General features: G+C 65.2%; 19 protein-coding genes, 1 tRNA gene, 1 rRNA gene and 1 pseudogene. 15 read left to right on the forward strand and 7 right to left on the reverse strand.

Translation table 11 applies throughout. The features are described from left to right. The first annotated feature begins 34 nt into the window (after positions 1–34). Positions 35–352 carry a hypothetical protein gene (locus tag ACTIFK_RS12040; protein ID WP_439543312.1) on the forward strand — a complete coding sequence of 106 codons (318 nt, stop codon included), beginning with the start codon at positions 35–37 and terminating at the stop codon, positions 350–352. Further along, a pseudogene (locus ACTIFK_RS12045) lies at positions 349–1,371 on the forward strand (recombinase family protein); the annotation flags it as partial. The gene ACTIFK_RS12040 and the pseudogene ACTIFK_RS12045, both read left to right, overlap by 4 nt. A 132-nt stretch (positions 1,372–1,503) precedes the next feature. Here ACTIFK_RS12045 and ACTIFK_RS12050 read toward each other — a convergent pair. Together ACTIFK_RS12050 and ACTIFK_RS12055 are read right to left on the reverse strand one after the other, a co-directional pair. Further along, complete coding sequence (locus ACTIFK_RS12050; protein WP_439543313.1) at positions 1,504–1,827, reverse strand: hypothetical protein; 324 nt, start codon at positions 1,825–1,827, stop codon at positions 1,504–1,506. Positions 1,828–1,870: 43 nt separating this feature from the next. Beyond that, a tRNA-Leu gene (locus tag ACTIFK_RS12055) sits at positions 1,871–1,955 on the reverse strand. 190 nt (positions 1,956–2,145) lie between these two features. On the opposite strand from ACTIFK_RS12055, the gene ACTIFK_RS12060 reads away from it, so the two are divergent. Then, positions 2,146–3,129 (forward strand): complex I NDUFA9 subunit family protein, encoded by a 984-nt coding sequence (locus tag ACTIFK_RS12060; protein ID WP_439543314.1) that lies wholly within the window; start codon positions 2,146–2,148, stop codon positions 3,127–3,129. Between the two features lie 56 nt (positions 3,130–3,185). After that, positions 3,186–3,974: a DUF2939 domain-containing protein gene (locus tag ACTIFK_RS12065; RefSeq protein ID WP_439543315.1), complete on the forward strand. Its 789-nt coding sequence runs from the start codon at positions 3,186–3,188 to the stop codon at positions 3,972–3,974. 22 nt (positions 3,975–3,996) lie between these two features. On the opposite strand, the gene ACTIFK_RS12070 is transcribed toward ACTIFK_RS12065, so the two are convergent. Next, a complete protein-coding gene (locus tag ACTIFK_RS12070; protein WP_439543316.1) occupies positions 3,997–4,644 on the reverse strand; it encodes a tetratricopeptide repeat protein in 648 nt (215 codons plus the stop codon). Positions 4,645–4,823: 179 nt separating this feature from the next. Here ACTIFK_RS12070 and coaBC point away from each other — a divergent pair, with 179 nt between their 5' ends. The 4 genes from coaBC to ACTIFK_RS12090 all read left to right on the forward strand — a co-directional run bounded on the left by coaBC (position 4,824) and on the right by ACTIFK_RS12090 (position 9,281). Then, positions 4,824–6,086: a bifunctional phosphopantothenoylcysteine decarboxylase/phosphopantothenate--cysteine ligase CoaBC gene (gene coaBC / locus ACTIFK_RS12075; RefSeq protein WP_439543317.1), complete on the forward strand. Its 1,263-nt coding sequence runs from the start codon at positions 4,824–4,826 to the stop codon at positions 6,084–6,086. A gap of 119 nt (positions 6,087–6,205) precedes the next feature. After that, entirely contained in the window at positions 6,206–6,718 is a 513-nt protein-coding gene (gene dut, locus ACTIFK_RS12080) for a dUTP diphosphatase (RefSeq protein WP_439543337.1), read from the forward strand. 131 nt (positions 6,719–6,849) lie between these two features. After that, positions 6,850–7,851, forward strand: coding sequence for a cysteine synthase A (cysK, locus tag ACTIFK_RS12085; RefSeq protein ID WP_439543318.1), 1,002 nt, complete (start codon positions 6,850–6,852; stop codon positions 7,849–7,851). Positions 7,852–7,889: 38 nt separating this feature from the next. Continuing rightward, the gene (locus ACTIFK_RS12090) at positions 7,890–9,281 is read left to right on the forward strand and encodes a hypothetical protein (protein ID WP_439543319.1); all 1,392 of its coding nucleotides are present in this window, start codon (positions 7,890–7,892) and stop codon (positions 9,279–9,281) included. 278 nt (positions 9,282–9,559) lie between these two features. Here the strand turns inward: ACTIFK_RS12090 and ACTIFK_RS12095 are convergent, their stop codons facing one another. Together ACTIFK_RS12095 and ubiG are read right to left on the reverse strand one after the other, a co-directional pair. After that, the gene (locus ACTIFK_RS12095) at positions 9,560–10,762 is read right to left on the reverse strand and encodes a pyridoxal-phosphate-dependent aminotransferase family protein (protein WP_439543320.1); all 1,203 of its coding nucleotides are present in this window, start codon (positions 10,760–10,762) and stop codon (positions 9,560–9,562) included. Between the two features lie 281 nt (positions 10,763–11,043). Then, entirely contained in the window at positions 11,044–11,877 is an 834-nt protein-coding gene (ubiG, locus tag ACTIFK_RS12100; protein ID WP_439543321.1) for a bifunctional 2-polyprenyl-6-hydroxyphenol methylase/3-demethylubiquinol 3-O-methyltransferase UbiG, read from the reverse strand. Positions 11,878–12,101: 224 nt separating this feature from the next. Here ubiG and ACTIFK_RS12105 point away from each other — a divergent pair, with 224 nt between their 5' ends. From ACTIFK_RS12105 to ACTIFK_RS12125, 5 genes are all read left to right on the forward strand, one after another. Continuing rightward, on the forward strand, positions 12,102–13,364 hold the full coding sequence (locus ACTIFK_RS12105; RefSeq protein WP_439543322.1) for an aspartate kinase: 1,263 nt from the start codon (positions 12,102–12,104) through the stop codon (positions 13,362–13,364). A gap of 173 nt (positions 13,365–13,537) precedes the next feature. Continuing rightward, positions 13,538–15,805, forward strand: coding sequence for a phosphoenolpyruvate--protein phosphotransferase (gene ptsP / locus ACTIFK_RS12110; protein WP_439543323.1), 2,268 nt, complete (start codon positions 13,538–13,540; stop codon positions 15,803–15,805). Between the two features lie 9 nt (positions 15,806–15,814). Next, positions 15,815–16,900: a peptide chain release factor 1 gene (gene prfA, locus ACTIFK_RS12115; RefSeq protein WP_439543324.1), complete on the forward strand. Its 1,086-nt coding sequence runs from the start codon at positions 15,815–15,817 to the stop codon at positions 16,898–16,900. A 19-nt stretch (positions 16,901–16,919) separates the two neighbouring features. Beyond that, positions 16,920–17,831 (forward strand): peptide chain release factor N(5)-glutamine methyltransferase, encoded by a 912-nt coding sequence (gene prmC, locus ACTIFK_RS12120; protein ID WP_439543325.1) that lies wholly within the window; start codon positions 16,920–16,922, stop codon positions 17,829–17,831. Between the two features lie 440 nt (positions 17,832–18,271). Then, complete coding sequence (locus tag ACTIFK_RS12125) at positions 18,272–19,243, forward strand: DUF4167 domain-containing protein (protein WP_439543326.1); 972 nt, start codon at positions 18,272–18,274, stop codon at positions 19,241–19,243. A 135-nt stretch (positions 19,244–19,378) separates the two neighbouring features. On the opposite strand, the gene ACTIFK_RS12130 is transcribed toward ACTIFK_RS12125, so the two are convergent. Continuing rightward, entirely contained in the window at positions 19,379–20,134 is a 756-nt protein-coding gene (locus tag ACTIFK_RS12130; RefSeq protein WP_439543327.1) for an MOSC domain-containing protein, read from the reverse strand. A gap of 240 nt (positions 20,135–20,374) precedes the next feature. Here ACTIFK_RS12130 and clpB point away from each other — a divergent pair, with 240 nt between their 5' ends. Next, on the forward strand, positions 20,375–23,011 hold the full coding sequence (clpB, locus tag ACTIFK_RS12135) for an ATP-dependent chaperone ClpB (RefSeq protein WP_439543328.1): 2,637 nt from the start codon (positions 20,375–20,377) through the stop codon (positions 23,009–23,011). A gap of 288 nt (positions 23,012–23,299) precedes the next feature. On the opposite strand, the gene ACTIFK_RS12140 is transcribed toward clpB, so the two are convergent. Further along, entirely contained in the window at positions 23,300–25,396 is a 2,097-nt protein-coding gene (locus ACTIFK_RS12140; protein ID WP_439543329.1) for a M23 family metallopeptidase, read from the reverse strand. 981 nt (positions 25,397–26,377) lie between these two features. Between ACTIFK_RS12140 and ACTIFK_RS12145 the strand changes: the two genes are divergently transcribed. After that, positions 26,378–26,742 (forward strand): 16S ribosomal RNA (locus tag ACTIFK_RS12145); the annotation flags it as partial.

Genomic DNA, 26,742 nt, shown 5'->3' on the forward strand with positions numbered 1-26,742 from the left:
GCCGGGCGATGCGCGGGGAAGGACTGACACGGACATGCCGCTCGATCTCAACAAGTACAGGCCGTTTCTCGACGGCTTCGATCTCACCGATGACCAGAAGACCGCCATGATCGAGGCGCTGTGGTCGATTGCCGAAGCCGTGACCGATCTGGCCTACGGCGTTCATTCCACACAATTATATCAGCCTACGAACGATAATAATTCCGTGTGCAACATCAATGTGATAGAATTCTTTCAACTCGCCTCCAATGATCCCGTATTGGACGAGCTTGCCGAAGATATTCGGCGGCTGGCGGCAGATAACGACAACATCCCGCAATCAGACCAACAAGAAAAGGAGGCCGGGACATGAGCAAGGATAACCACCCAACCCAAGCCGTCATCTACTGCCGCGTATCCAGCAAGAAACAGGCGACCGACGGGCAGGGCCTGATCTCGCAAGAGAGCCGCTGCCGCGATTATGCGCGGGATCGCGGCTACACCGTCGCGGCGGTGTTCACCGACGATGTGAGCGGCGGCGGCGACTTCATAAAGCGTCCCGGCATGGTGCGGCTGCTCCGGTATCTCGACGAGAACGCGGATCGTCCGCATGTTGTCATATTCGACGACCTGAAGCGCTATGCGCGCGACACCGTCTTTCACCTCAAGCTTCGTCAGGAAATGGCGCTGCGCAACGCCACGCGCGAGTGCCTGAACTTCCGCTTCGAGGATTCGCCGGAGGGCGAATTCATCGAAACCGTGATCGCCGCGCAATCGCAGCTTGAGCGCCAGCAGAACGGTCGCCAAGTGCGCCAGAAAATGCGCGCCCGCGTGTTGAACGGCTTCTGGGTATTCCAAGCGCCGGTTGGCTATCGTTATGAGAAGGCCAAGGCCGGGGGCAAGGTGCTCGTCTTCGACCCAACAACTGCTCCCATCATCCGCGAGGTGCTTGAAGGCTTCGCTTCAGGGCGGTTCGTCAGCCAGATGGAGGTCAAGAACTACCTCGATCAATATCCGGGCTTCCTCTATCGGGGCAGCGCGAGCATCTACAAACAGCGCATTCGGGAGATGCTGGAGAACCCCGTCTACGCTGGCTACGTGGAGGTTCCCGCTTGGGACATTCCGCTCATGAAGGGCCAGCATGAGCCCCTCATAACTTACGAAACGCATCGGCGCGTATTGGAACGTCTGAGCAAGCCCGAAGGGACTTTCGTGCGTAGGGATATGCGCGATGACTTCCCATTGCGTGGCCTCGTGCAGTGCGCTGATTGCCAGCGCCCGATGACGGCAGCGTGGTCGAAAGGCCGCAACGGCAAGTACCCCTATTATTTCTGCCAGACCAAGGGCTGCGCCCATTGCGGCAAGTCGGTGCGCAGAGAGAAGATCGAAGGTGAATTCGAAACGCTCCTCGACCACCTGCGCCCCACGCCGCAAGTTATGGCCATGCTCCGCCTTATGGTGGAGGAATCCAGCAATGATCGGCAGCGCAGCGTCGCTGACCAGAGTGCTGCGCTGAGAAGCGAGCTAACGGGCATTGAGCGTAAGAAATCGCAGCTCTTGGACAGGCTGCTGGCCACGTCCGAGCCTGCGCTCATCTCGGTCTATGAAGAACAGATCCGCGACGTCCAGCATCGGAAGATCGAGCTGGAGCAAAAATTGGCTGGCGCGGCCCTTCCGATGGTCGATTTCGATTCGCGATATCGAACCGCGCTCGCCCTCGTCGCAAACCCCCGGAATATGTGGGGTTCTGGCGACCTGAAGCGCCGCCGACTGGTGCCGAAACTGCTGTTTGGTGGGAGGCTGCTTTACCAGCGAAATGAGGGCTATCGAACCGGCGGTATAGCCCATCCTTACAGGACTTTGCGCCTTATCGAGGGAGCAAAGTCCGGAATGGTGCCCAGAAGAGGACTCGAACCTCCACGCCTTGCGGCGCTGCTACCTGAAAGCAGTGCGTCTACCAATTCCGCCATCTGGGCAAGCCGTGGCCTGCGGCGCCATGAGTTACGGGGAGTGGGCCGAGTTGTCAATTGAGAGCGCACGCCTGCCGCGGGGCATGGGCATTTTGTTTCTGCCGGGATATCACTCTCGTCACGATTCATTGCGTTCTTGAGCTTCGGGGCTCGAGGGCTGGCGCGAGCCCGGGCTCGGGCGGAGAAGGAGGGCGGCATGGCTAGCAACGGCGGCATCAAGGGACTCGTCACGATTTTCGGCGGGCCGGGCTTCGTCGGCCGGTACGCGGTGCAGGCCCTCGCCAAGGACGGATTTCGCATCCGGGCCGCCTCCCGCCGGCCGGATCTCGCTGGCTATCTGCAACCCATGGGCACCGTGGGGCAGATCCAGCCGGTGCAGGCCAACCTGCGCTTTCCCGATTCGGTCCGCCGCGCCGTCGAAGGGGCGCAGATCGTCATCAATTCCGTGGGCGTGCTGGCGCCCTCCGGGGCGCAGTCCTTCGCGGCCGTGCATGCTGAGGGAGCACGCGCCGTGGCGCGGGCGGCGCGCGAAGCCGGCGCGCATAAGCTGATCCATATTTCGGCGATCGGCGCGTCCGCGACGTCGAAAGCGCACTACGCGAAAAGCAAAGCCGCAGGCGAAGCGGCGGTGCTCGAGGAGTTTCCGGGCGCGATCATCCTGCGGCCTTCGATCGTGTTCGGGCCGGAGGACGAATTCTTCAATCGCTTCGCCGCCATGGCGCGCATTTCGCCGGTACTGCCGCTGATCGGCGGCGGAGCGACGCGCTTTCAGCCGGTGTTCGTCGGCGACGTTGCGGACGCTGTTGCGGCGATCGCGCAGGGCGCGGGAACGCCGGGCGAGGTTTACGAACTCGGCGGGCCGGAGGTGCTGTCGTTCCGCGAACTGCTGGAGCGGACGCTGGACTACGCCGGGCGCAAGCGCGGGCTCGTTTCGTTGCCGTTCTGGCTCGCGAAAGTGCAGGCCGCGCTGACGTGGCCGCTGCCGAACACGCTGCGGCCGCTGACTGTCGATCAGGTGCGGCTGCTGCAAACCGACAATGTCGTCAGCAGCGGTGCGCTCGAGCAAGGCCGGACGCTGGCCGGTCTCGGCCTCTCGTCGCCGCGCTCGATCGGCGCCATCGTGCCCGCCTATCTCGAACGCTTCAAGCCCAAGGGGCAGTACGCGCATTACCGGGGTTAGGTCCGGCGGCGGGGCTGCGCTCCGGTGCAGCACAGCCGGTTCAGGAGGGGACTACCATGGCCCGATCACCATCCGGCACGTCCGTTGCCAGCCTGCTCAAGATGCGGTCGCTGGGAACGATCGGCTTCGCGGCCGTGCTGTTGTTCTACGTCGCGTGGCCGCTCTATGCGGGCTACGACCTCAAGAGTTCGCTCGACGGCCGCAACGTGGAAGCGCTTAACACGCGCGTCGATTTCGCGAGCGTGCGCACGTCGCTGCGGCCCTCGGTGGCGGCGAAAGTGGATAAGGTCGTCAGCGACGCTCTGCGCAAGACCGGAATGGCGGGCGGAGCGATTGCCGACCGCTTCAAGGCGCAGGTGATGCCGCGCATCGTCGACGGCGTGCTGGCCACGCTCGTGACCCCGGAAATGCTGATCCGCATTCACGCCAGCGGGCGCTCGCTCAAGGAGGCGCTCGACGGGCTGGTGGTCGAGCGCGCGTCGCAGACGCAAGGCATCGGCGGCGGATTGATGATCGTGTCCGGCGATGAGACGCAGGGCGGGCGGAGCCGTATCGAGGAGATCGCGGGCGCGCTCGGCATCGATTCCAAGAAAGCTCTGGGAGGCGCTGGCGCCCAAGATGCCGCGAACGGAGCGGCGGGCTCCGGCTCCGCCGCGTTGCCCGCCAAGGGCGGGCCGCTGCCGAAGTACGGTCTTGGCAACATCAAGCACTTCTCGCTCAACGGTCCGCTGGGGCTCTCGGTCGGGGTCTCGCGGGACGCGTCCGGCCGGAAGCCGGAGCTGACGGCGGATCTCAGCTTCGTCAACGGATCGTGGAAGCTGACGGGACTGACGCCGGCGAATTGAAGACTCGCCATTCGGTTTGCCGTCACGACGTGGCGGCGCGGCATTCCTCGTCGGCGGGGAGGGGATCGCAGGTCGTCCGCGTCACGCAGACCTCGAGCGCGCGGCGGACGTCGCTGGTGTAGTAGCCGTCGATGGGTCCTTTGTAGATGCCTTGCGCTTCAAGCCCGCACTGATAGAGCTTCACGAGGTGTTCGCCGCCGAAGCGCACGGCCTGCTCGTAGTCGCGCAGCGCGGCGGGGTGTTTGCCGAGCGCCTGATGGATGTGGGCGCGCGTATCGTGGGCGTGCGCGCTGGCGGGGGTCAGCTTGAGGGAGCGCTCGACGTCGGCCATGCCTTCGGTCAGGCGGTCGAGCTTGTAGTGCACCCAGGCGCGGTTGTTGAGCGCCATCGAGGACTGCGGGTCGAGCTTGATGGCGTTGTCATAATCCGGCAGGGCCTGCTCCAGGGCGCCGTCCAGGGAGAGCGCGAGCGCCCGCATGGCATAGGCCAGGCTCCTGGTGCCGGCGTCCAGATGCGGGCTGTCGATCAGCTCCGAGCAGCCGGCGATGCGGCGGGCGTTGTTTTCGCTGAAGCAGTCCGCAATCGTGTTCGAGATGGCCATCGACGCGCCAGCGCAGACCGCCCCGATGGCGGCCAGAGCCAAAAGCGCGGTGCGGAGGCGGGCGTGCACGGGGCTCAACCTCGATTTTCTGGTAACCATCGGGCACCGGACTCGCCCGGGCGCGGGATCCCGATATGATAGCATGAACACTTTGATATTGGCTGGCTTCAAGAGTATGGCTCGGGTCTGTGGCGAGAACATGCTCCGGTCTTGCCTGACGGAAGCAATGGCCCCACACACGAGAACCCATGAAACGCGTGCTGCTGATCATCGGCGGTGGAATAGCCGCCTACAAATGCCTGGACCTGGTGCGGAGGCTGCGCGAGCGCGGCCATTCCGTGCGCTGCGTGATGACCAAGGCGGCGCAGGAATTCGTGACGCCGCTCGCGGTCGGGGCGATCAGCAACGAGCGCGTCGCGACGGAGCTGTTCGACCTCGATGGCGAACGCGAGATCGGCCACATCCGGATGGCACGTGAGGCGGACATCGTCGTCGTGGCGCCGGCGACGGCCGATCTGATGGCGCGCATGGCGCAGGGTCATGCCAACGATCTGGCGACGGCGGTGCTGCTCGCGACGCGGGCGCCCGTGCTGGTCGCGCCGGCGATGAACCCGGCCATGTGGACCCACGCCGCGACACAGCGCAACGTGCGCCAGCTCGAACGCGACGGCGCGGCTTTCATCGGCCCCAACGCCGGCGAGATGGCGGAGCAGGGTGAAGCGGGCGTCGGCCGCATGGCGGAGGTTCTGGAACTCGTCGCGCGGATCGACGAGATGCTGGGCGCGTCCGACACGAGCGGGTTCGGATTCATTACCGTCGGCGCGGCGCGGGCGCAGCGGCCGTTGCTGGCGGGGCGGCATGTGCTGGTCACCAGCGGGCCGACGCACGAGCCCATCGATCCGGTGCGCTACATCGCCAACCGGTCGTCGGGCAAGCAGGGGCATGCGATTGCGGCAGCGGCGTACAAGCTCGGCGCGCGCGTGACGCTCATTTCAGGGCCGGTGCAGATCGCCGATCCCGAAGGCGTGACGGTGCGGCATGTCGAGACGGCGGACGATATGCTGGCGGCGGTGAATGCAGCGCTGCCGGCCGATGTCGCGGTGTTCGCGGCGGCCGTGGCCGACTGGCGGGTGGCGACGCCGGGGCGCGGCAAGATCAAGAAATCCGCAGGCGATGCGCCGCCGTCGCTGAACCTCGTCGAAAACCCGGACATCCTGCGCACCATTGCCAAGCGCGGGAGCGGCCGTCCGGCGCTGGTCGTGGGGTTTGCCGCGGAAACACAGTCGGTCGTCGTCAATGCGCAGGCCAAGCTCAAAGCGAAGGGCGTCGACTGGATCGTCGCCAACGACGTTTCAGAAACCGCTGGCGTGTTCGGCGGAGAGCGCAATCAGGTTCATTTCGTGTCGGCGGCCGGCGTCGAGCCGTGGCCCGTCATGACCAAGGCGGACGTGGCGGAGGCGCTGATGCAGCGGGCCGCCGCCTGGTTGGCCGACGCGCGGGAACAGGTGTAACGGGACATATGCGCAAGACAGGTTCTCAATCGACATCTCGAGCGACGCCCAAGGCGGCCCGTCCAACGACAGCTCAGAAGGCAGCTAGAAAGACGGCCAAAAGTCTTGGCGCAGTTCGCGTGCGCGTGGCCGTGCTGGCGCATGGCGAGGGGCTGCCGTTGCCGGCCTATCAGTCGGAGGAAGCGGCGGGTCTCGATCTCGTGGCGGCGGTGGACGAGGGCGAAAGCATCGTCATCGCACCGCGCAAGCGCGCGCTCATTCCGACCGGGCTGTCGCTGGAACTGCCCAAGGGTTTCGAGGGGCAGGTGCGGCCGCGTTCGGGGCTCGCGCTGAAACACGGCGTGACGGTGCTGAACAGCCCGGGGACGATCGATTCCGATTATCGGGGTGAGGTGAAGATCATTCTGATCAATCTCGGCGAGGCGCCGTTCCGAGTGCATCGGGGCGAGCGAATCGCGCAACTCGTCGTGGCGCCCGTCACGCAGGCTCGCCTCGCGCCGGCCAAGGTTCTGGATGCGACCAAGCGCGGAAAGGGCGGGTTCGGATCAACCCGCGTGGGAGAACGTGCGTCGTCGCGGGCGAAGGCCAAGGCGACCGTGTCGCGCAAAAAGTCCGAAAAAGCCAAGGCTTAGCCTTTTTTCCTTGGCGCGCGCGCGAGGCGTGGTGCGACTCTGGCACCACGTTTGTAGCGCTTTGGCCACGCGGCAAAATATGCGAGAAACAGACCAGCAAATCCTGACAAGCAAATCAGAGTAGACCGACGATGACCGACGCAAGCGAGATCAAGACGCTGAAGGCCACCAAGAGCTGGGGGCGCGGGAAAGTCTATGCGGATATCACCGAAACCATCGGCCATACGCCGCTGGTGCGCGTGGGCCGCATGGCGAAGCAGGCCGGCGCCAAAGCCGATGTGCTCGTGAAGCTCGAATTCTTCAATCCGCTGTCGAGCGTCAAGGACCGCATCGGCGTGGCCATGATCGACGTGCTCGAAGCCGAGGGCAAGATCGAGCCGGGCAAGACCGTGCTGGTCGAGCCGACGTCGGGCAACACGGGCATCGGCCTCGCGTTCGTCGCGGCGGCGCGCGGCTACAAGCTGATGCTGGTGATGCCGGAGTCCATGTCGGTCGAACGGCGCAAGATCTTGGCGCACCTCGGCGCGGAACTGGTGCTGACGCCGGCCGCCGGCGGCATGCCGGGCGCCATCGACAAGGCCAACCAGATCCTGGCCGCGACGCCGGGCGCGGTCCAGCCGAGCCAGTTCGAGAATCCGGCCAACCCCTTGGTTCACGAGCTGACAACGGCCGAGGAACTCTGGAACGACACGCAGGGCAACATCGACGTGCTCGTCGTCGGCGTCGGCACGGGCGGCACGCTGACGGGCTGCGGGCGGGTCCTCAAGGCGCGTAAGCCGTCGATCAAGATCATCGCGGTCGAGCCCGAGGGCAGCGCGATCCTCTCGGGCGGCGCGCGCGGGCCGCACAAGATCCAGGGCATCGGCGCGGGCTTCGTGCCCAAGGTACTGGACACGACGTTTATCGACGAGGTCGTGCGGGTTTCCAACGATCAGGCCTTCGAAACGTCCCGATTGCTTGCGAGAATCGAAGGCATTCCGGGTGGCATTTCGACCGGCGCCAACGTGGCCGCCGCGCTCGAAGTCGCCGCGCGCGACGGGATGGACGGCAAGACGGTCGTGACCTTCGCGCCGTCGTCGGCGGAACGCTATTTCACGAGCGAGCTGTTCGTCGATCCGCCGCAGAAAGCGTGAGTGTTATTCGAGCCATTGAACCAGGGGGGCCCTTGCGGGTGAGGCCTTTTCTTTTCGCGGCGCTGATTGCGCTCGTGCCGATGATCGCCGCGGAGCCTGTTTCGGCGCAGCGGTGGACGCCCTTGACCGGCGTGCTGACGCCGGACGGCGAAGGCGGCAACAAAAAATCAAACGAGGATCCTGCGCCGCAGGAGACCGAGAAGGGCGCCAACGCGCGCTCGGATATCTCGTCGCAAGTGCGCGCGCTCAAGGTCAAGCTGGGCCGCGCGACGACTGGCGGGCAGCAGCACGGTAGTCTTGGCGTGCGGATGATGACGGTCGATGCGGATCTCGCGAGCGGTCTCGGTCTCGGGCCCCGGCGCGGGGTCATGGTCACGGAAGCCGCGTTGGGCAGCACGAGCGCCGACGGACTGCTGGCCGGGGACGTGATCGAGAAGATCGAAGGAACCCGGGTCGAGGCAGCGGACGATCTGACGAGCAAGTTGCGCGATCTGAAGCCGGACGCGGAGATTGGCGTGGAGGTTTGGCGCGCCGGGTCGGGGGCGGCGGACCTCAAGGAGATGCTGATCGATCGCGCCAATGGCGGCAACGTCGGCGCGGCCGCGAGCCTGGGGCGTATGCTGTCGCTCGGGCTCGTGTTCGGCGCCAAGAACAACGGTGAAGCGGCGCGCTATTACCTGATGGCGGCCGAAGAGGGCCATCTCGGCTCGATGACGCGCTACGCGCTGTTCGCCAAGGACGGCATCGGCATTCCGAAGAACGAGACGCTGGCCGTGAAGTGGTTCCGCAAGGCCGCCGACGGCGGGCAGGAAGCGGCCATGACCAACCTCGGCGGTCTCTACGAGACCGGCCGCGGCGTGAAGCAGGATTTCGCCGAGGCTGCGCGCTGGTACCGGCGCGCGGTGGACAAGGATCATATCTTCGCCATGCATCGGCTGGCGCTTCTCTATGAATCCGGACGCGGCGTGGCGAAGGACGACCAGGAGGCCGTGCGGCTTCTGCAGCGTGCGTCCGACGGTGGGCTCAGCGAAGCCACGTCGTGGCTGGCCGAGAAATACGAGCAGGGACGCGGCATCGCGAAAGACGAGCACGTGGCCTATCAGCTGAATGCACGGGCGGCCGATCAGGTCCGCAAGGCGGCGGACCAGGGCAACGCGGTCGCGACCTTCAATCTCGGCATCCTCTATCGCATCGGCAAAGGCGTCAGCAAAAGCGATACGGAAGCGGCCTATTGGGTCGTGAAATCGCTGCGGCTCGGCGACAAGTATCTGGTGTCGGAGCTGGTGCGGAATCCCAACGTGCTGTCGGTCGGCGATCGCAAGTGGCTGCAGGAAGTGCTGCGCGACGAGGGCACCTACAAGGGTCCGATCAACGGCACCTTCTCGCCGGAGGTTCGCACGGCCATGGAAGCGCTCGCCAATCCTGCTTGAGGCAGGCCTTTCACCGCAAGGCGACAGTCCCCTCTCCCCTTGGGGAGAGGGTCAGGGTGAGGGGGCTTGCCTTTTTTGCAACGGCTTGTGGTCGGAGCGTTACGCCGCCCCCCTCACCCGCGCAGAAAATCTGCGCGGCCTCTCCCATCATGGCGAAGCCATGCTTTGCATGGATGGGGAGAGGCGAAGTGAGAGCGGACGAGGCAATGTGAAAAAACAAAACCCCCGGTCCGGCTGTCCGGATCGGGGGTTTTGATTTGTGACCGTGGAACGAAGCGTCAGGCGGCTTTGGCAACCTGTGGCTTGGCTTGGTCGGCGATGTAGGACATCGCGGCCTGGACGCCGCCCTTCTTATGGGGGACGCCCGCAAGCTCGAGGCCGATCTCGACGCCGGTCAGCGCGCCAAGGACGGTGAGTTCGTTCGTGTCGCCGAGATGGGCGATGCGGAACGCCTTGCCGGCGAGCTTGTTCAGGCCGGTGCCCAGCGACATGTTGAGGTTGTCGAGCACGATCTTGCGGAACGTGTCGGCGTTGTGGCCTTCCGGCATGAGCACGGTGGTCACGGCCGGGCTGTCGTACTTCGCGTCACGGCAGTTGACCTCGAGGCCCCAAGCGCGGACGGCGCGGCGGGTGGCTTCGGCCAGGCGCTCGTGGCGCGCGAACACGTTTTCGAGGCCTTCTTCGTGGAGCAGGCGGATGGCCTCGTCCAAGCCGTAGAGCAGGCTGGTGGCGGGCGTGTAGGGGAAGAAGCCGTCGTCATTGAACGCCAGCATGTCGTCCCACGAGAAGTAGGAGCGGGCGAGCGTCGCGGACTTGGATGCCTCGATGGCCTTCTCGGAGACGGCCGTGAACGAGAGGCCCGGCGGCATCATCAGGCCCTTCTGCGAGCCGGCCACGGTGACGTCGATGCCCCATTCGTCATGGCGCAGGTCGGCGGCGGCGAGACCCGAGATCGAGTCCGTCATCAGCAGCGCGGGATGCTTGGCGGCGTCGATGGCGCGGCGCACGTCGTCGAGACGCGTGCGGCAGCCGGTCGATGTCTCGTTATGGACGACGCAGACGGCCTTGATGGCCTTTGCCTTGTCCTTGCGCAGGTGGTCCTCGATCTCCTGAGAGTCGGCGCCGATGCGCCAGTCCGTCTGGATGACCTCGGCGCGCAAGCCAAGGCGGTCGACCATCTGCTTCCACAGCACGGCGAACTGGCCGGTCTCGACCATCAGCACGCGGTCGCCGGGCGAGAGCGTGTTGGTGAGGGAGGCTTCCCAGGCGCCGGTGCCCGACGACGGGTAGATCATGACGTGACCCTGCGTCTTGAACAGGGTCTTGACGCCGGCAAGCACACGCTTGCCGAGGCGCTGGAATTCGGGTCCGCGGTGGTCCAGAACCTGGCGGGCCATGGCCGCGATCACGCGCTCCGGCACAGGAGTCGGTCCAGGAATTTGAAGAAAGTGCCGGCCCGGGCGGCGTGGCTCGTTCGACATCAATGGTCCCCTTTACTGCCCGTCGCGTAGCGGCCGCGTATCCTCGGGAGTTCAAGTGTCTCCCAGGGTTTGGCCTGCCAAATTTTTGAACGTACTTTCGCGCGAGCAGCGGCAGCTATAGGAGCCAAATCGGAAAGTCGTCAAGGCCGTTTGGGTGGACTAAGGTGCCAGGAAGACCAAGAAATTTCATGATTTCCGCTTCGGGCGAAAAAGTCGCGGATCAATTTTGCTGAACGGCTTGGGGAAAGAGCAAAAAATTTCGGGCAGAGGTGCGCTCAGGCCTACGCCGGCTTGGCCGCGGAGACGAGGTAATTGACGTCGGTGTCCGGCGACAGGCTCCAGGTGTCGCGGAGCGGGCTGTAGACGAAGCCCGAATATCGCGGGGCGCCGAGGCCGGCGGCCGAGACGTGGCGGGCAAGCTCGTCCGGCGTGACGAAGCGCTCCCACTGGTGGGTGCCGCGCGGCAGCCATCCCAGCACGTACTCCGCCCCGACAATGGCGAGCGCGTAGGCCTTGAGCGTGCGATTGATGGTCGAGAGGACCAGAATGCCGCCGGGGCGCACGAGCGCGGCGCAGGTCGCGACGAACGCGGCTACGTCCGGCACGTGCTCGACGACCTCCAGGCAGACAACGGCATCGTACAGCTCGCCTTGGGCCACGAGTTCTTCGGCGGTGACCGCGCGATAGTCGATGTCGAGGCCCTGGCCGGCGGCATGGTCCCTGGCGATGGCGATGTTGCGCTCGCCGGGGTCGACGCCGGTGACGCGGGCGCCGAGGCGGGCGAGCGGCTCCGACATCAGGCCGCCGCCGCAGCCGACATCGATGATCCGCAGATCCTTCAAGGGACGCAGGCCGTTGCCGGCACCGTCGCGGCCGAAGTGGCGCTTGATCTCGTCGCGCACGAACGTCAGGCGGGCCGGGCCGATCTGATGCAGGGGGCGGAATTTTCCGGCCGGATCCCACCACGCCTTGGCGAGCGCCTGGAAGCGCGCGACTTCGGCGGTATCGAGGTTGCCGGGTGTGGCCGAGGGGCCGGCCGGAGCAGACGGGTCTTGCGTGCGCTCTGGGCTGCGCTGGGGCGCGGATGTCGTCGTGGATGTCGGGGCGGATGTCATGGCGGAAGGGTGACAGGGCCCGCGCGATTGTCAACGCCAGGGCCAAGCTGGCTTTTCGGCAACGCTTTTGTTGCGGCTTGGACATGTTCCCGGTAAGAGAACGGCCGAAACCAGGGCTGTTGTCGGCCTTCCGTGGTTCGCCGCTGGGCGAGCCGGGTGCGCGCCGACATCAACCCGGACACCTTATCTCTCAGACAGAAGCGGGCATCGGGCGGTTCAAGGCCATGGCTGTTGTCGTGATGAAATTCGGCGGGACTTCGGTCGCCAACGTGGAGCGCATCAAGAATGTCGCGCGCCACGTCAAGCGCGAGGTCGATGCCGGCAACAAAGTGGCGGTTGTGGTCTCGGCCATGTCGGGCGCCACCAACCAGCTCGTGGCGTGGGTCAACGAGGCCTCGCCGCTCGCCGACAAACGCGAATACGACGCGGTGGTGGCCTCCGGCGAGCAGGTCACGGCCGGACTGACGGCGATCGTGCTGCAATCGATGGGCGTCAAGGCCCGCTCCTGGCAAGGCTGGCAGATCCCGATCGAGACGAGCGCGGCGCATGGCTCGGCGCGTATTTCCGGCATCGCGGGCGCTGACCTGATGGCGTCGCTCAACGCGGGCGAGGTGGCGGTGATCACGGGCTTCCAGGGCGTCGAGCCCAACGGCAACCGGATCGCGACGCTCGGGCGCGGGGGATCGGATACGAGTGCGGTGGCCATCGCCGTCGCCCTCAAGGCGGACGTCTGCGACATCTACACGGATGTGGACGGTGTCTATACCACCGATCCGCGCATCGTGCCGAAGGCGCGCCGGCTGCCGAAGGTCAGCTACGAAGAAATGCTCGAAATGGCCTCTTCGGGGTCGAAGGTGCTTCAGACCCGTTCGGTCGAGCTGGCCATGGTGAACCAGGTCAAGACGCGCGTGCTGTCCAGCTTCGTCAAGCCGGAGGACATGGCGCCGGTGCGGACCGGCAATCTGGAAAATATCGGGACAATTGTCTGCGGCGAGGATGAGATCGTGGAAAACCAAGTCGTCAGCGGCATCGCCTACGCGCGTGATGAGGCGAAAATCACGATGCTGAAGCTCGAGGACAAGCCGGGCATCGCGGCGCGCATTTTCGGGCCGCTCGCGGACGCCTCGATCAATGTCGACATGATCGTGCAGAACGTCGCCGCCGACGGGCACCATACCGACATGACGTTTACCGTTCAGGCCGCCGAGCTGCCGCGCGCGCTCGAGGTTCTAAAGGCCGCGATGGCGGACATCGGCAAATTCGAGCTGCAAAGCTCAGCCGACGTCGCCAAGGTGTCGGTGATCGGCATCGGAATGCGCAGTCACGCCGGTGTTGCAGCGCACATGTTCAAGGCGCTTGCGGACAAGGGCATCAATATCCTGGCGATCTCGACGTCAGAAATCAAAATCAGCGTCCTGATCGATGCTGCGTATGCGGAGCTCGCGGTCAGGACGCTGCATTCCATCTATGGGCTCGACGCAGCCTGAAGGGGCTGAAATCAACCGTTAAGGCCCGTCTACGCATTTCCAAGAGCCAATTCCGTATTCGTGCTCAATTTGACGTATAACGGCCCCTGACCTCACCGAATCCCGGGAGGTATGTGGACCCAACTTAGCGGCTGTGCCTGATGCCTTCGAGACGTGGCGAAGAGCCCCGTGTGATGTCAACCGAACCTGCGCTGCGTGTCATCATGCGCCGGCTGCGGGACATCATGGCTGCGCCGGTGGACTTGACTGCGCCTGCCGACGGGCAGCAGCGGCTCGACATGATCGTGCGCCAGATCGCCGGCGTCATGGTCGCCGATGTGTGCTCACTCTATCTCAGACGGCAGGACGGCTCGCTGGAGCTGTACGCGAGCGAGGGCCTCAACCCGACCGCCGTGCACGCCACGATGCTGAAGCGTGGGGAAGGTCTCGTCGGCCGCTGCGCCGAGACGGCCGCGCCGATCAACGAACGGGACGCCTCGAAGCATCCTGCGTTCTCCTACCGGCCTGAGACCGGCGAAGAGATCTATCATTCGCTGCTCGCCGTGCCGATCCAGCGCAGCGGGCAGGTGCTTGGCGTGCTGGTGGTCCAGAACCGCACGGTCAAGGAATACTCCGACGAAGATGTCGAGGTGATGCAGGCGACGGCGATGGTCGTCGCGGAGCATCTCGTCTCGGGGGCGGTCAGCTCGCCGATCGAAATCCAGCGCTCGCTCCAGAAGGTGGTGATCGGCGAGCCGATCTCGGAAGGGATCGCGCTCGGGCATGTGATGCTGCACGAGCCGCGCATCGTCGTCACCAAGCTGATGGCCGACGATCCCGCCTTCGAGATGCGCAAGCTGGAAGAGGCGCTGCACGATCTCAAGACGTCGCTCGACGAAATGCTCAGCCATGAGCTGCTGTCGGGCGCGGGCGACCACCGCGACGTGCTCGAAGCGTATCGCATGTTCGCCCATGACCGGGGCTGGGAGCGGCGGCTGCGCGAGGCGGTGCAGAGCGGCCTCACGGCAGGGGCCGCGGTCGAGCGCGTCAAGAACGGCACGCGGGCGCGCATGCTGAAGCAGGCCGATCCGTTCTGGCGCGAACGCCAGCGCGACCTCGAAGACCTTTCGGACAGGCTGCTGCGCATCCTGGTGGGCGTGCCGGTCGGGTACATCAATCCGCCGGAAATGCCCGTCGACACCATTCTCGTGGCTCGCAACATGGGCCCCGCCGAGCTGATCGACTACGACCGGACGCGGTTGCGCGGGCTCGTCATCGAAGACGGCAGCGGGCAAAGCCATGTCGCCATCGTCGCCAAGGCGCTGGGAATCCCGGCCGTCGGGCAGGCGGAAGGCATCGTCGAGCGCGTGACGGCGGGCGATGCGATCATCGTCGATGGCGTGATCGGCGAAGTCCACGTGCGCCCGTCCCAGGACGTGGTCTCGGCCTATACGGACAAGGTGCGGTTCCGGGCGCGGCGGCAGAAGCAATATGCCGCGCTGCGCGATCTGCCGGCGGTCACGACCGACGGCGAGCGCGTGACCTTGCACATCAACGCCGGTTTGCTGGCCGACATGCCCCATCTCAAGGAATCGGGCGGCGAGGGCGTCGGCCTGTTCCGTACCGAGCTGATGTTCATGCTGTCGCACAGCCTGCCGCGCGCCGACCGGCAGACGCAGGCCTACGAGGCGATCCTGAACGAAGCGGAGGGCAAGCCGGTCGTGTTCCGTTCGCTGGACATCGGCGGCGACAAGATCCTCCCCTATCTCGGGCATGTTCCCGAGGAGAACCCGGCCATCGGCTGGCGCGCGATCCGCATGTCGCTCGACCGGCCGGCGCTGTTTCGCATGCAGGTGCGGGCGCTGCTGCGGGCGGCCGCGGGCCGTGAATTGCGGCTGATGATCCCGATGGTGTCGGTCTCGACCGAGATGGACCAGATCCGCGTCCTGATCGACAAGGAGCGCGAGATCGCGGACAAGCGGGGCACGCCTCCGCCGAGCAAGATGCTGATCGGCGCCATGATCGAGGTGCCGAGCGTGCTGTTCGAACTCGACGAGCTGTTGTCGCGCGTCGACTTCGTGTCGGTGGGCAGCAACGATCTCGTCCAGTTCCTGTTCGCGGCGGACCGGTCGAACTCGCGCGTCACGAACCGGTTCGATTCTTTATCCATCTCGCCTTTGCGGGCGCTGAAAATGCTGGCCAACGCGTGCCGCAAGCACAACGTGCCGTTGACGCTGTGCGGCGAGATGGCGGGCCGGCCGCTCGAGGCGATGTGCCTCATCGCGCTCGGGTTCCGGACGCTCTCGATGGCGCCGGCGTCGATCGGCCCCGTCAAGACGATGATCCGCTCGCTGCATGCGAACAAGCTGCGGCTGCATCTGGACTCGCTGCTCGCTGGCCGCTCGGGCAGCGTGCGCCGCGAGCTTGAACAATTCGCGGCCGATCACGGCGTCGAAGTCTAAAGAAGAACCATGAGCGTTATTCCAAAAGAAAAGATCGGGCGCCTTATCGAGCGCTACGAGACCATCCAGGCGGAACTGAACCAAGGCGCGCCGCAGGCGACCTACGTGCGGCTGACGCGCGAGTTCTCAGAGCTGCAGCCGTTGATCGCCGCCGTGCGCGAGCTTGAAGCCGCCGAGCACGAGCAGGCCGATCTCGTTGCGATCATCAACGATCCCTCCCAGGATAAGGGGATCGTGGAAATGGCGCGAGACGAGCTGGATTTGCTCCGCCCCCGCATCGAGCAGATGGAGCTTGGGCTCCGGGTGCTGCTGCTGCCAAAGGATGCTGCGGACGAGAAAAGCGCGATCCTCGAAGTGCGGGCCGGTACGGGCGGTGACGAAGCGGCGCTCTTTGCAGCCGACTTGTTCCGCATGTACCAGCGCTATGCCGATCTCCGGGGCTGGCAGACGGAAGTCATCTCCATGTCGGAGAGCGATCTCGGCGGCTACAAGGAAGTCATCGCCTCGATCACCGGCAAGGGCGTGTTCGCGCGGCTCAAGTTCGAGAGCGGCGGCCATCGGGTGCAGCGCATTCCGGCGACCGAGAGCGGCGGGCGCATTCATACCTCGGCGGCGACGGTGGCCGTGCTGCCGGAAGCCGAAGACATCGACATCGACATCAAGGCCGAGGACATTCGCATCGACACGATGCGGGCGGGCGGCGCCGGCGGCCAGCACGTCAACACGACGGACAGTGCGGTGCGCATCACGCATCTGCCGACCGGGCTGATCGTGGTTTCGGCGGAGAAGTCGCAGCATCAGAACCGGCGGCTCGCCATGCAGGTGCTGCGGTCGCGTCTGTTCGAACTGGAGCGCGAGCGTGTGGACAGCCAGCGCAGCGAGGCACGGAAGACCCAGGTCGGTTCGGGCGACCGGTCGCAGCGCGTCCGGACCTACAACTTTCCGCAAGGCCGCGTGACGGATCACCGGATCAATCTGACGCTGCATAATATCGACCGGGTCATGGAAGGCGTCGGCCTCGACGAGATCATCGATCAGCTGATCGCCGAAGATCAGGCCGAAGCGCTGGCGGCGATGCAGGGGCACGGCGGGTGAGAGAATGACGGTGGCGGGCATGAGCAGCGCGGCACCTATCTCCTATGAAGGACTCCAGGTTCGCGAGGCGATGGCCCTTTTGACGCGTGTGCTGTCGGATGCCGGCATCGATGGCGCGGCGCGGGACGCGCGTCTGCTGCTGCTCGGCGCGCTGGGACTGACCGGCACGGATTTGCTGCGCGAGCCCGAAAGGCGGGTCGACGCGCCCGGAGCGGCGAGGCTTGCCGGCTTTGCCACCCGCCGGCTGGCGCACGAGCCGGTGTCGCGCATTCTCGGCGAACGCGGATTTTTCGGGCGGAGCTTCGCCGTGACGCCGGCGACGCTCGATCCGCGTCCCTGCACCGAGACCGTGATCGAAGCGGCGCTTGAGATCGCGGCGCGCGAAGGCTGGCGCGAGCGGCCCATCCGCATCCTCGACATCGGCACGGGCTCGGGCGCGCTGCTCGTCACGCTGCTGGCGGAACTCCCGCTCGCGACGGGCATCGGTACCGACATCAGCGACGCCGCACTGACGGCGGCGCGGGGCAATGCGGAGCGTCTCGGCGTGTCGGGGCGGGCTGAGTTTCTGGCCCGCCGCATGCTCGACGGCCTCGAAGGTCCGTTCGATCTGCTGGTGTCGAACCCGCCGTACATTCCGTCCGGCGACATCGCGGGCCTCGATCCCGATGTGCGGCTGTTCGATCCCCACGCGGCGCTCGACGGGGGTGCGGACGGTCTCGACTTCTATCGCGCTTTCGCAAACGGAGCGGAGCGGATCGTGCCCGAGGGCTGGATCGTGCTCGAAGTGGGCGCGGGGCAGGCCGAGGATGTTTCCAACCTGTTCCGGGCGATGCGCCCCTCCGGGGTCACGCGTCACATCGAGGTATGGCAGGATCTTGGGCAGCACACGCGTTGTGTTGCCGTTAAGACACAGCGTTATCCATCACTCTAAAAGGTCTTGGATTCGCTATCGGTCAGGTCTAATGTAAAGAGACAGGACACAGGGCCATGCGCAGTGGCCGATGACAGCGTTCCGTTTGTCATTATTTCGCGCATGGCGAAGTGCGATATCGGCGGATAGGCGCCGTTGGTGATGCCGCAGGTTTTGCGCGCTCCCGATCCGGGCCTTGGGTGCCACTCGCATTTACGCTCCTCCCTTTCGGATAGATGTCGTCGTTCGGGCACTAAAACTAAGATGGATCAGGTTGCGGCATCGGGGGCTGCAACGCTCTGATCGGTGCAAACGCGGCGAGGTCGGGGGTTTTTTGGTATCCGCCGGGCAACCGGTCTAGCGAAGCGCGGCAAATCGGGTCGCGGAGGGTCAGTCTTTTTGGACAGCCGCGGGTTCGCGCGCGGCAGCAACGAATTTCACAACTGTCGAGAATGGAGCCTATGAGGCAGGGACAGCAGAACCGCAGAGGGCGCGGCCGCAACAATAACAGTGGCGGCGGCAGCGGCGGTGGCGGTGGCGGTAGTGGTGGCGGAAGCAATCATAACCGCAAGGGCCAGAACCCCTTGACGCGGAGCTTCGAAAGCACGGGCCCGGACGTCAAACTTCGCGGCACGCCGGCTCACATCGCAGAGAAATACATCATGTTGGCGCGCGACGCCCAGTCGAGCGGCGATCCGGTGCTGTCAGAGAACTATCTGCAGCACGCCGAGCACTACAACCGCATCATCATAACCTACCGCGAACAGCAGATCGCGCAGGGCGGCGGTGACTTGCAGAACGGCCAGGGCCGTCCGCGCCCGGCAGGCTTCGGCGAGCCGGTTTCGATGAACGACGACTTCGGTGACGAGGACGGGGAGTTCAGTGATCAGGGCCAGCCGCAGCAGGCCTATTCGCAACCCCAGCATCGCAACGAAGGTCAGCCGCGCCATAACGACGGGCCGCGCTATGACGACCGCGGACTGCGAAACGACGGCGGTGGACGCTCCTTCAACCGGGACCGCGGAGATCGCGGCGACCGGGGTGGGGATCGCGGCGGAGACCGCAATTTCCAGGATCGTGGCGATCGCGGAAACCGCGAGGACCGCTTCCCGCGTGCCGACCGACCGGAACGTGTGGACACGCGTGCCGACAGACCGGAGCGTGTCGACAGACCCGAACGCGTGGACCGTCCTGAACGTGCGGAGCGCCCGGAACGAGTCGAGCGCGTCGACCGTCCGGATCGGGCGCCGCAACCGGACATCGGTGTCGAAGCCGCGGCCCCGCGCCGTGCCGAGCGCGCTCCCGTGCCGCATCACGAGCAGCCGGAGTTCCTGCGCCGGCCTGTGCGCCGTCCGCGCCGCGAGGCCGCAGCCGCAGGCGACGAGGGCGGGGCACCGCCTGCGCCGACGCCGGCCGTGGAAAGCAGCGACTGACGCGGGTCAGGCATCCGACAAGATTTATGAGGCCGCGGGTTGAACCTGCGGCCTCTTTTTTTGGTCTCGCTCGGGCGATTCCCGCGGGCGTCCGAATGGTCGACGTGCGGGTGGTCAGAGGCCGATTCCCGCTGGTCAGAGGCTCAGGCCGTCGCCCACCGACAGGCTGCCGTCGTTCAGGACTTCCGCGTAGATGCCGAAGTCGGTGTGCCCCCACTCACGCTGGAGGGAGGCGGGGATGGCCATGTCGCGCACGCCGGTCGCCGGATCGACGTTGGTGGCGGCGCAGCGCTCCGTGCGGCTGCTGATCCGGAGGCTGACCGGGCCAGCCGTGATGTCGCGGCCGATCCAATCGAATTCCGCCCACGGCTCCGGCCCGTCGAGGATGACGTTGGGGCGGAAGCGCAGCGGATCGACGGGGCGGCCGACCACGCGCTCAAGCTCGCGCAGGGAGCGCAGGCTGATGACGTGCACGCGTTTTTCGCGGGTGTCGGAGAAGCTATGACCGGGGGCGCTGACGATCTTCGGGCGGCCGCGCAGGCTGTCCGCCATGAACGCAGCGATGAACTGCTCGAGCACCTGCCTCCCGACGGGTGTGGTCAGGTCGCCGCTCGCCACCGGACGGCCGCCGCGTGAAATGACCAGTCGACGCGCCTCCTCCTCGAACCGGGTTTGCAGCGCGGCCAGGCGTTCATCGCGCTTCAACGTCAGAAAGCTCGACGGTGGACGGTAGGCCGGTGCGTCGGGCTCGAGCCGGGTCGGACCGTTTTCGATCGCCCAGGCGCGGTCGAAGGGCAGGGTCTGGCCGGCTTCCAACGTGACATGTTGCAGGGGGTCGGCCGAGAGGCCTTTGACGGGATATCGATAGAGACCCGTAACCACACCCGTCATTCGTTCGCCTCATCCGTTCGCAGCCCGGTATTTTGATACCACGCCGGCCCGCTTCTGATTGTGCCCGCTCCTGATTATGGGGCCTCCCCTTTATACCGGGCGCGGCCCTCCTATATCAGCTCCAGGCGGTAGTCGCCGGGTGCCGATTGGGCCTGGGTGCTGCCGTCGAAGACCATTCGTTGACGGTGCGTCATACGGGCCTCCCAGGAGGGCGGTGGCGTGCGCTGAGGAGGTAATAAGATGGATTTCGAGAAGTATACGGATCGCGCCAAAGGGTTCGTGCAGTCGGCTCAGGGCCTGGCGCTCCGTGAGGGACACCAGCAGTTTTCGACCGAGCATCTGCTCAAGGTGCTGCTCGACGATCCCGAGGGCGCGGCGGCGGGTCTGATCGCGCGCGCGGGCGGACAGCATAAGCAAGCCCTCGATGCGGTCGAACAGGCTTTGGCGAAACGGCCGAAGATCAGTGGCGGCGGGGCCGGCCAGCTCTACATCGCGCCGGAACTCGCGCGCGTGTTCGACAACGCCAACAAAATTGCCGAGAAGGCCGGTGACCGGTTCGTCACGGTCGAACGGCTGCTGCTTGCGCTTGCGCTCGAAAAGGGCTCCGAGGCCGGTAAGATTCTCGCCGCCTCGGGCGTCACTCCCGATCGGCTCAACGGGGCCATCAACGAGATCCGGAAAGGCCGGACCGCGGACAGCGCAAGCGCGGAGCAAAGCTTCGAGGCGCTGAAGCGGTTCACGCGCGACTTCACGGAAGCGGCCGCCAACGGCAAGCTCGATCCGGTGATCGGGCGTGACGAAGAGATCCGCCGCACCATTCAGGTGCTGAGCCGCCGGACCAAGAACAATCCCGTGCTGATCGGTGAGCCCGGCGTCGGCAAGACGGCGATCGCGGAAGGCTTGGCGCAACGTATCGTCGCCGGCGACGTGCCCGAGAGCCTGAAGGACAAGAAGCTTCTCTCGCTCGACATGGGCTCGCTGATCGCGGGCGCGAAGTTCCGTGGCGAGTTCGAGGAGCGGCTGAAAAGCGTGCTCAACGAGGTGCAGGCCGAGGACGGACGCATCATCCTGTTCATCGACGAGCTGCACACCATCGTGGGCGCGGGCAAGGCCGAAGGCTCCATGGACGCGGGCAACCTTCTGAAGCCGGCGCTGGCGCGCGGCGAGCTGCATTGCGTCGGCGCGACCACGCTCGACGAGTACAAGAAGAACATCGAGAAGGACGCGGCGCTGGCGCGGCGCTTCCAGCCGATCTTCGTCGACCAGCCGTCGGTCGAGGATACGATCTCGATCCTGCGCGGACTCAAGGAGAAGTATGAGCTGCATCACGGCGTCCGCATCACGGATTCGGCGCTGGTGGCGGCCGCGAACCTTTCCAACCGGTACATCACGGATCGTTTCCTGCCCGACAAGGCGATTGACCTCGTCGACGAGGCGGCGTCGCGCCTGCGCATGCAGGTGGACAGCAAGCCCGAGGAACTGGATGCGATCGATCGCGACCTGATGCAGGCGCAGATCGAGCGCGAAGCGCTGAAGAAGGAAACGGACCAGGCGTCGAAGGATCGCCTGCAGAAGCTCGAAGGCACGATTGCGAACCTCGAGGAGCGCTCGCGCGCGCTCACCGAACGCTGGCAGTCCGAGAAGAACAAGCTCGGCTCGGCGCAGAAGGTGAAGGAGGAGCTGGACCGGAAGCGGACCGAGCTTGTGCAGTCGCAGCGCAAGGGCGACTACGCGCGGGCGGGTGAACTCGCGCATGCGGTCATTCCCGATCTCGAAGCCAAGCTCAAGGGCATCGAAAACGCGGATGCGGGCGGCGGCGTGATGGTCGAAGAGGCCGTGACGCCGAGCCAGATCGCGGGCGTCGTCTCGCGCTGGACGGGTGTGCCTGTCGACAAGATGCTCGAAGGCGAGCGCGACAAGCTGCTCAAGATGGAACTGGCGCTGGCGAAGCGCGTCGTGGGCCAGGACGAAGCCGTGCAAGCGGTTGCGACGGCCGTCCGCCGTGCGCGTGCGGGTTTGCAGGATCCGAACCGGCCCATCGGCTCGTTCATGTTCCTCGGCCCCACGGGCGTCGGCAAGACCGAGCTGACGAAGGCGCTGGCCGCGTTCCTGTTCGACGACGACAGCGCGATGGTGCGCCTCGACATGAGCGAATACATGGAGAAGCACTCCGTATCCCGCCTCATCGGCGCGCCGCCCGGCTACGTCGGCTACGAAGAGGGCGGTGCGCTCACCGAAGCCGTGCGGCGCCGGCCGTATCAGGTCGTGCTGTTCGACGAGGTGGAGAAGGCGCATCCGGACGTGTTCAACGTTCTGCTGCAGGTGCTCGACGAAGGGCGCCTGACGGACGGACAGGGCCGCACGGTCGACTTCAAGAATACGCTGATCATCATGACCTCGAACCTCGGGGCCGAATTCCTGGCTGACCCGCGTCAGCCGATGGGCTTCGGCATGCCGGGCGAGGACAAGGTGATGAGCGAGGAGGATGCGTACGGCCTCGTCATGGACTCGGTGCGGCGTCATTTCCGGCCCGAATTCATCAACCGTATCGACGAGATCGTCGTATTCCACCGCTTGCCGCGAGAGGCCATGGCGGCGATCGTCGACATCCAGATGAAGCGGCTGCAGGCGCTCGTCGCCGACCGCAAGATGACGATCGAACTCGACGATCAGGCCCGGACGTGGCTTGCGAACAAGGGCTACGATCCGATCTACGGCGCGCGGCCGCTGAAGCGGGTGATCCAGAAGCATGTCCAGGATCCACTCGCCGAGGAGATCCTGCGCGGCACGGTGAAGGACGGGGATACCGTTCGTGTGTCGGTGCAGGACGGCAAGCTGACGATCAACGGCGTGCAGGCGAAAGCGGCGGCTGCGTAGGCAGCAGGCAGCAGGCAGCAGGCAGCAGGCAGCAGGCAGCAGGCAGTAAGGCAGTCGGCAGTAAGGCAGTGAAGCCCTCTCCCCGCGGACGCGGGGGAGGGTTTTTCTTTTTTGTCAGCTGCGGTGTGGAACTCCCTTTCTCCCTCCCCCTTGTGGGGAGGGCCGGGGTGGGGGAAGCCCTACCGATGGGTTCTGGATGCCCCCTCCTAACCTCCCCCACGTCGTGTCGGAGACATGCCTCCGGCATGAGGGGGAGGGATGGGTCGGAGCTCGCGGCGGTGGATTGGGCTACTTGCTTGCGGTTAGAACCGGCGCGCGGCGCATCAGTTCGTCGATGCGCATGCGTTCCTTATGGAAGGCGGCCAGATCCTTGCCTTCGAGCTGGCGCTCGCGCGGCACTTCGATGGAGAGCGGGTTCACGAACTGGTTGTTGACCAGCACTTCGAAGTGCAAATGCGGGCCGGACGAGAGGCCCGTCGTGCCGATATAGCCGATCACCTGGCCTTGTCTGACCTTCACGCCGGGCGCGGCGCCGGGCGCAAAACGCGACATGTGGCTGTAGGCCGTCTGGTAGCCGTTGGCGTGGCGGATGCGGACGTAATTGCCGTTGTAGCCCTTGCGGCCGGCCTCTTCGATGACGCCGTTTCCGGCGGCGAGAATGGGCGTTCCGGTGGGCGCGGACCAGTCGATGCCGGTGTGCATCTTGTACTCGCCGAGCAGCGGATGGCGGCGCATGCCGAAGCCCGACGTGAGACGGATATCGTCGGCGCGGACCGGGCGGCGATTGAGGAACTTCTTCGCGTTGTTGCCTTCGTGATCGTAGTAGTCGACCTGCCCGTCGGGCGTGCGGAAGCGGTAATAACGGCGCGTCTCGCCGCCCGTCGAGATGGACGTGAAGAGCAGTTCGCCGGGCGGGCCGTCGGTGCCGCCTTCATCTTTCAGGTCAAAGAACATTTCGCAGGTATCGCCCGCCCGCAGACGCCGGCGAAAGTCGGTTTCGTAGGCGTGAACCTGCAAAATCTTTTGAATGGTTTCGTCCGGAACGCTCTCCGACAAGCTCGCGTAATAGAGCGCGGCGTAGAGGCTCGAGGTCTGCGGGGCGCCGCTGTCGTTCTGCATGGCGCGGACGAGAAGCTCGTCGCCGACGGGCGTCGCGCTCGCCACAAACTCGCCTGAACTGTTGCGCGTGACGGTAACTTTGTGAGCGTGTCCTTCGTCGTAAACGCTGAAGCGCACGGGCTCCATGCGGTTCTGTTGCGTGATCGAAGGCTGCAGCGCGATGTGCACTTCCTGGCCCGGCAGGATCGCTTTTTCGGCGATGACGGGCTTCATCGCCTCCATCATTTCACGGACCTGCCACTGCGTGGCGCCGGCTTCGACGAGGAGCTGAGACAGCTTCTGGCCGTCACGAACGGTTTTCACAGTCGGCTTCAGGATATCGAGTTCGCTCGAGCCGGTGTCGTCCTCGCTGCCCGCCTTGGCGAGCACCGTCGTGTGCGGGTCCTTGGCCTCGGCGTTCGCGGCCTTGTTCGGCTGGGCGCCGAGTTCGTCGGGCTCCGTGCCGCCGCCGATGCCGAAGAAAGACCCGGTCGAGGAGACGTTTTCGGAGCTTTCGAAACGCTCGACGAGTTCGGCCGCCTCGTCGTTGTCGATGACCTGGCCGTCCTCGAGCGGCAGCACGCCGCCCAGAAGGTCCAGCACGTTGACGGCGACGTCGCTGCGTTGCGCGGCGTTTTGCGGGGCTGCCTCGTCCTCGTCGCCGATCGGCTTGTTGTTGGCGTAGAGCTTGAACGGATTGAACGCCGGGATCGACGCGGCCGAGGCGGGCGGCACCGGCGCGAGGCGCGCAACGAGGCGGACGTAGGGCTTGGCGTAGATGTATTCGCGGCCGCCGCGGCGCTGGCGCAGCGTTTCGTGAATGATGAAGCGGGTGGATTTGGCGCCGCTGGTGACTTGCAGGCGATCGACCTTCGGCACGGCCCACTTGAGGCCGTCGTCACGGCGAAGCAGGGCTTCGAGCGGCGGAGAGGCTGTGCCTTCGCGCAGGCGCTGAAGCGCGGGCATCAGGCCGTCCTCGCTCTCCTGCTTGTCGGCGGCGCCAAAGATCACGACGAGAATTGCGATGCCGCCGACGGCGGCGGCCAGGCAGTTGCTCATGAGCCAGCGGAAGCGGCCTTCGCGTTTCGGTTCGGCGTGGTCGGTCGCGTACATGTCGCGCTGCCCGCGCGCTTTCGCACCGCGGTACAAAGCGGGCTGCGGCCGGGCCGCATGCTTTGCAGCCACGGGACGGCAGCGCCCGATGGGAGCGTGACGGCGATGGTCGACCACGACGAGCTTGTCCCCTTTCGGCTCGGCTTCCCGGCCTGCCCTTGGCAAGCCGGACACAAATTTTCCCCCCGCAGGCCCGACTGGGGAAGTACCCAGCTTGGTCTGCTTTCGGCGGGCGCACGGCCACGCCGGATCGGATCATGAGCTATTCGCCCCCACGAACGGAGCGAAATCGCGGCCGCGATCCAAATCACGATGCTGCGGGAGATTGCCTGCACAAAGCTGGCGCTCTCATGGCGGACTGGGGCGAACGCCGGCGGATTGGCGGATTGTAGGAGGTGGGGGAAAGCGGGTGTCCCCGGCGGGTGAAGAGGGAGAGGTCGCCTTTCGGATCGGTCAAAGCGGATCCCTCAGAGAGGGCCATCCTGCAGAGGTGGTCCGAACGGGTCCCGAAGACGGAAACCGCCTGAAGGCCTCCCCGGGTGGCCCAAATGGCTCCCGGGAGGGGTGTGCCGGGCCTGGATTCGAGCTTTGAGAGGACTTGGACAGGGGGATGGTCGCGTTTTCCATCTCGTAGCGCACGTTGGACGGCCGGCTCGATCGGCCAAAATGTGAAAAAAATTTCGTTCAATTTCAGATCGTTAACGAAAAAAAACGCGAGCGCGTGAAGTTGGTGTTGACACGGCGGGGGGTTATCTATTTATTCGGTCCTTGTCGCGGGGCACACAGTGCTTCGCCGCCCTTGACGGGCATCGCTCTCTCGATAACAGTTGTGGTTCCCAACCGGGAAACCGGAATGGAACCTGTTGTCCTGAAAAAGCTGGTCTTAGCGACCGGCCGACGATCTGTCTTTGGCGCGCTCTTTGACAAGTCAAATTTGAAGGAAGAGAAACGCAGGCGGCGGAGTCCTAGCGTGGTCTCGAAAAGCTCCTCGGAGCTTGAGAGACCTACGATACTCTGGCGTATACTGCGTTTTCTAAGCCATCACCGACGCGCTGGGCGCGGGGGAAACCTCGGGTCAAGTGTGCGTCTGTGTGAAGGTGCCCGTTACGCAGTATCCTTGGAGATTCCCTCCAAGCCGTCCAGAATCGAACTTTTCAATTTGAGAGTTTGATCCTGGCTCAGAACGAACGCTGGCGGCAGGCCTAACACATGCAAGTCGAACGCTGTAGCAATACAGAGTGGCAGACGGGTGAGTAACGCGTGGGAATCTTCCTATCGGTACGGAATAGCTCAGGGAAACTTGGGGTAATACCGCATACGCCCTTCGGGGGAAAGATTCATCGCCGATAGATGAGCCCGCGTCTGATTAGCTAGTTGGTGAGGTAACGGCTCACCAAGGCGACGATCAGTAGCTGGTCTGAGAGGATGACCAGCCACACTGGGACTGAGACACGGCCCAGACTCCTACGGGAGGCAGCAGTGGGGAATATTGGACAATGGGCGCAAGCCTGATCCAGCCA

Origin of the sequence: Hyphomicrobium sp., assembly GCF_051860585.1 — a bacterium.
GTDB lineage: Bacteria > Pseudomonadota > Alphaproteobacteria > Rhizobiales > Hyphomicrobiaceae > Hyphomicrobium_C.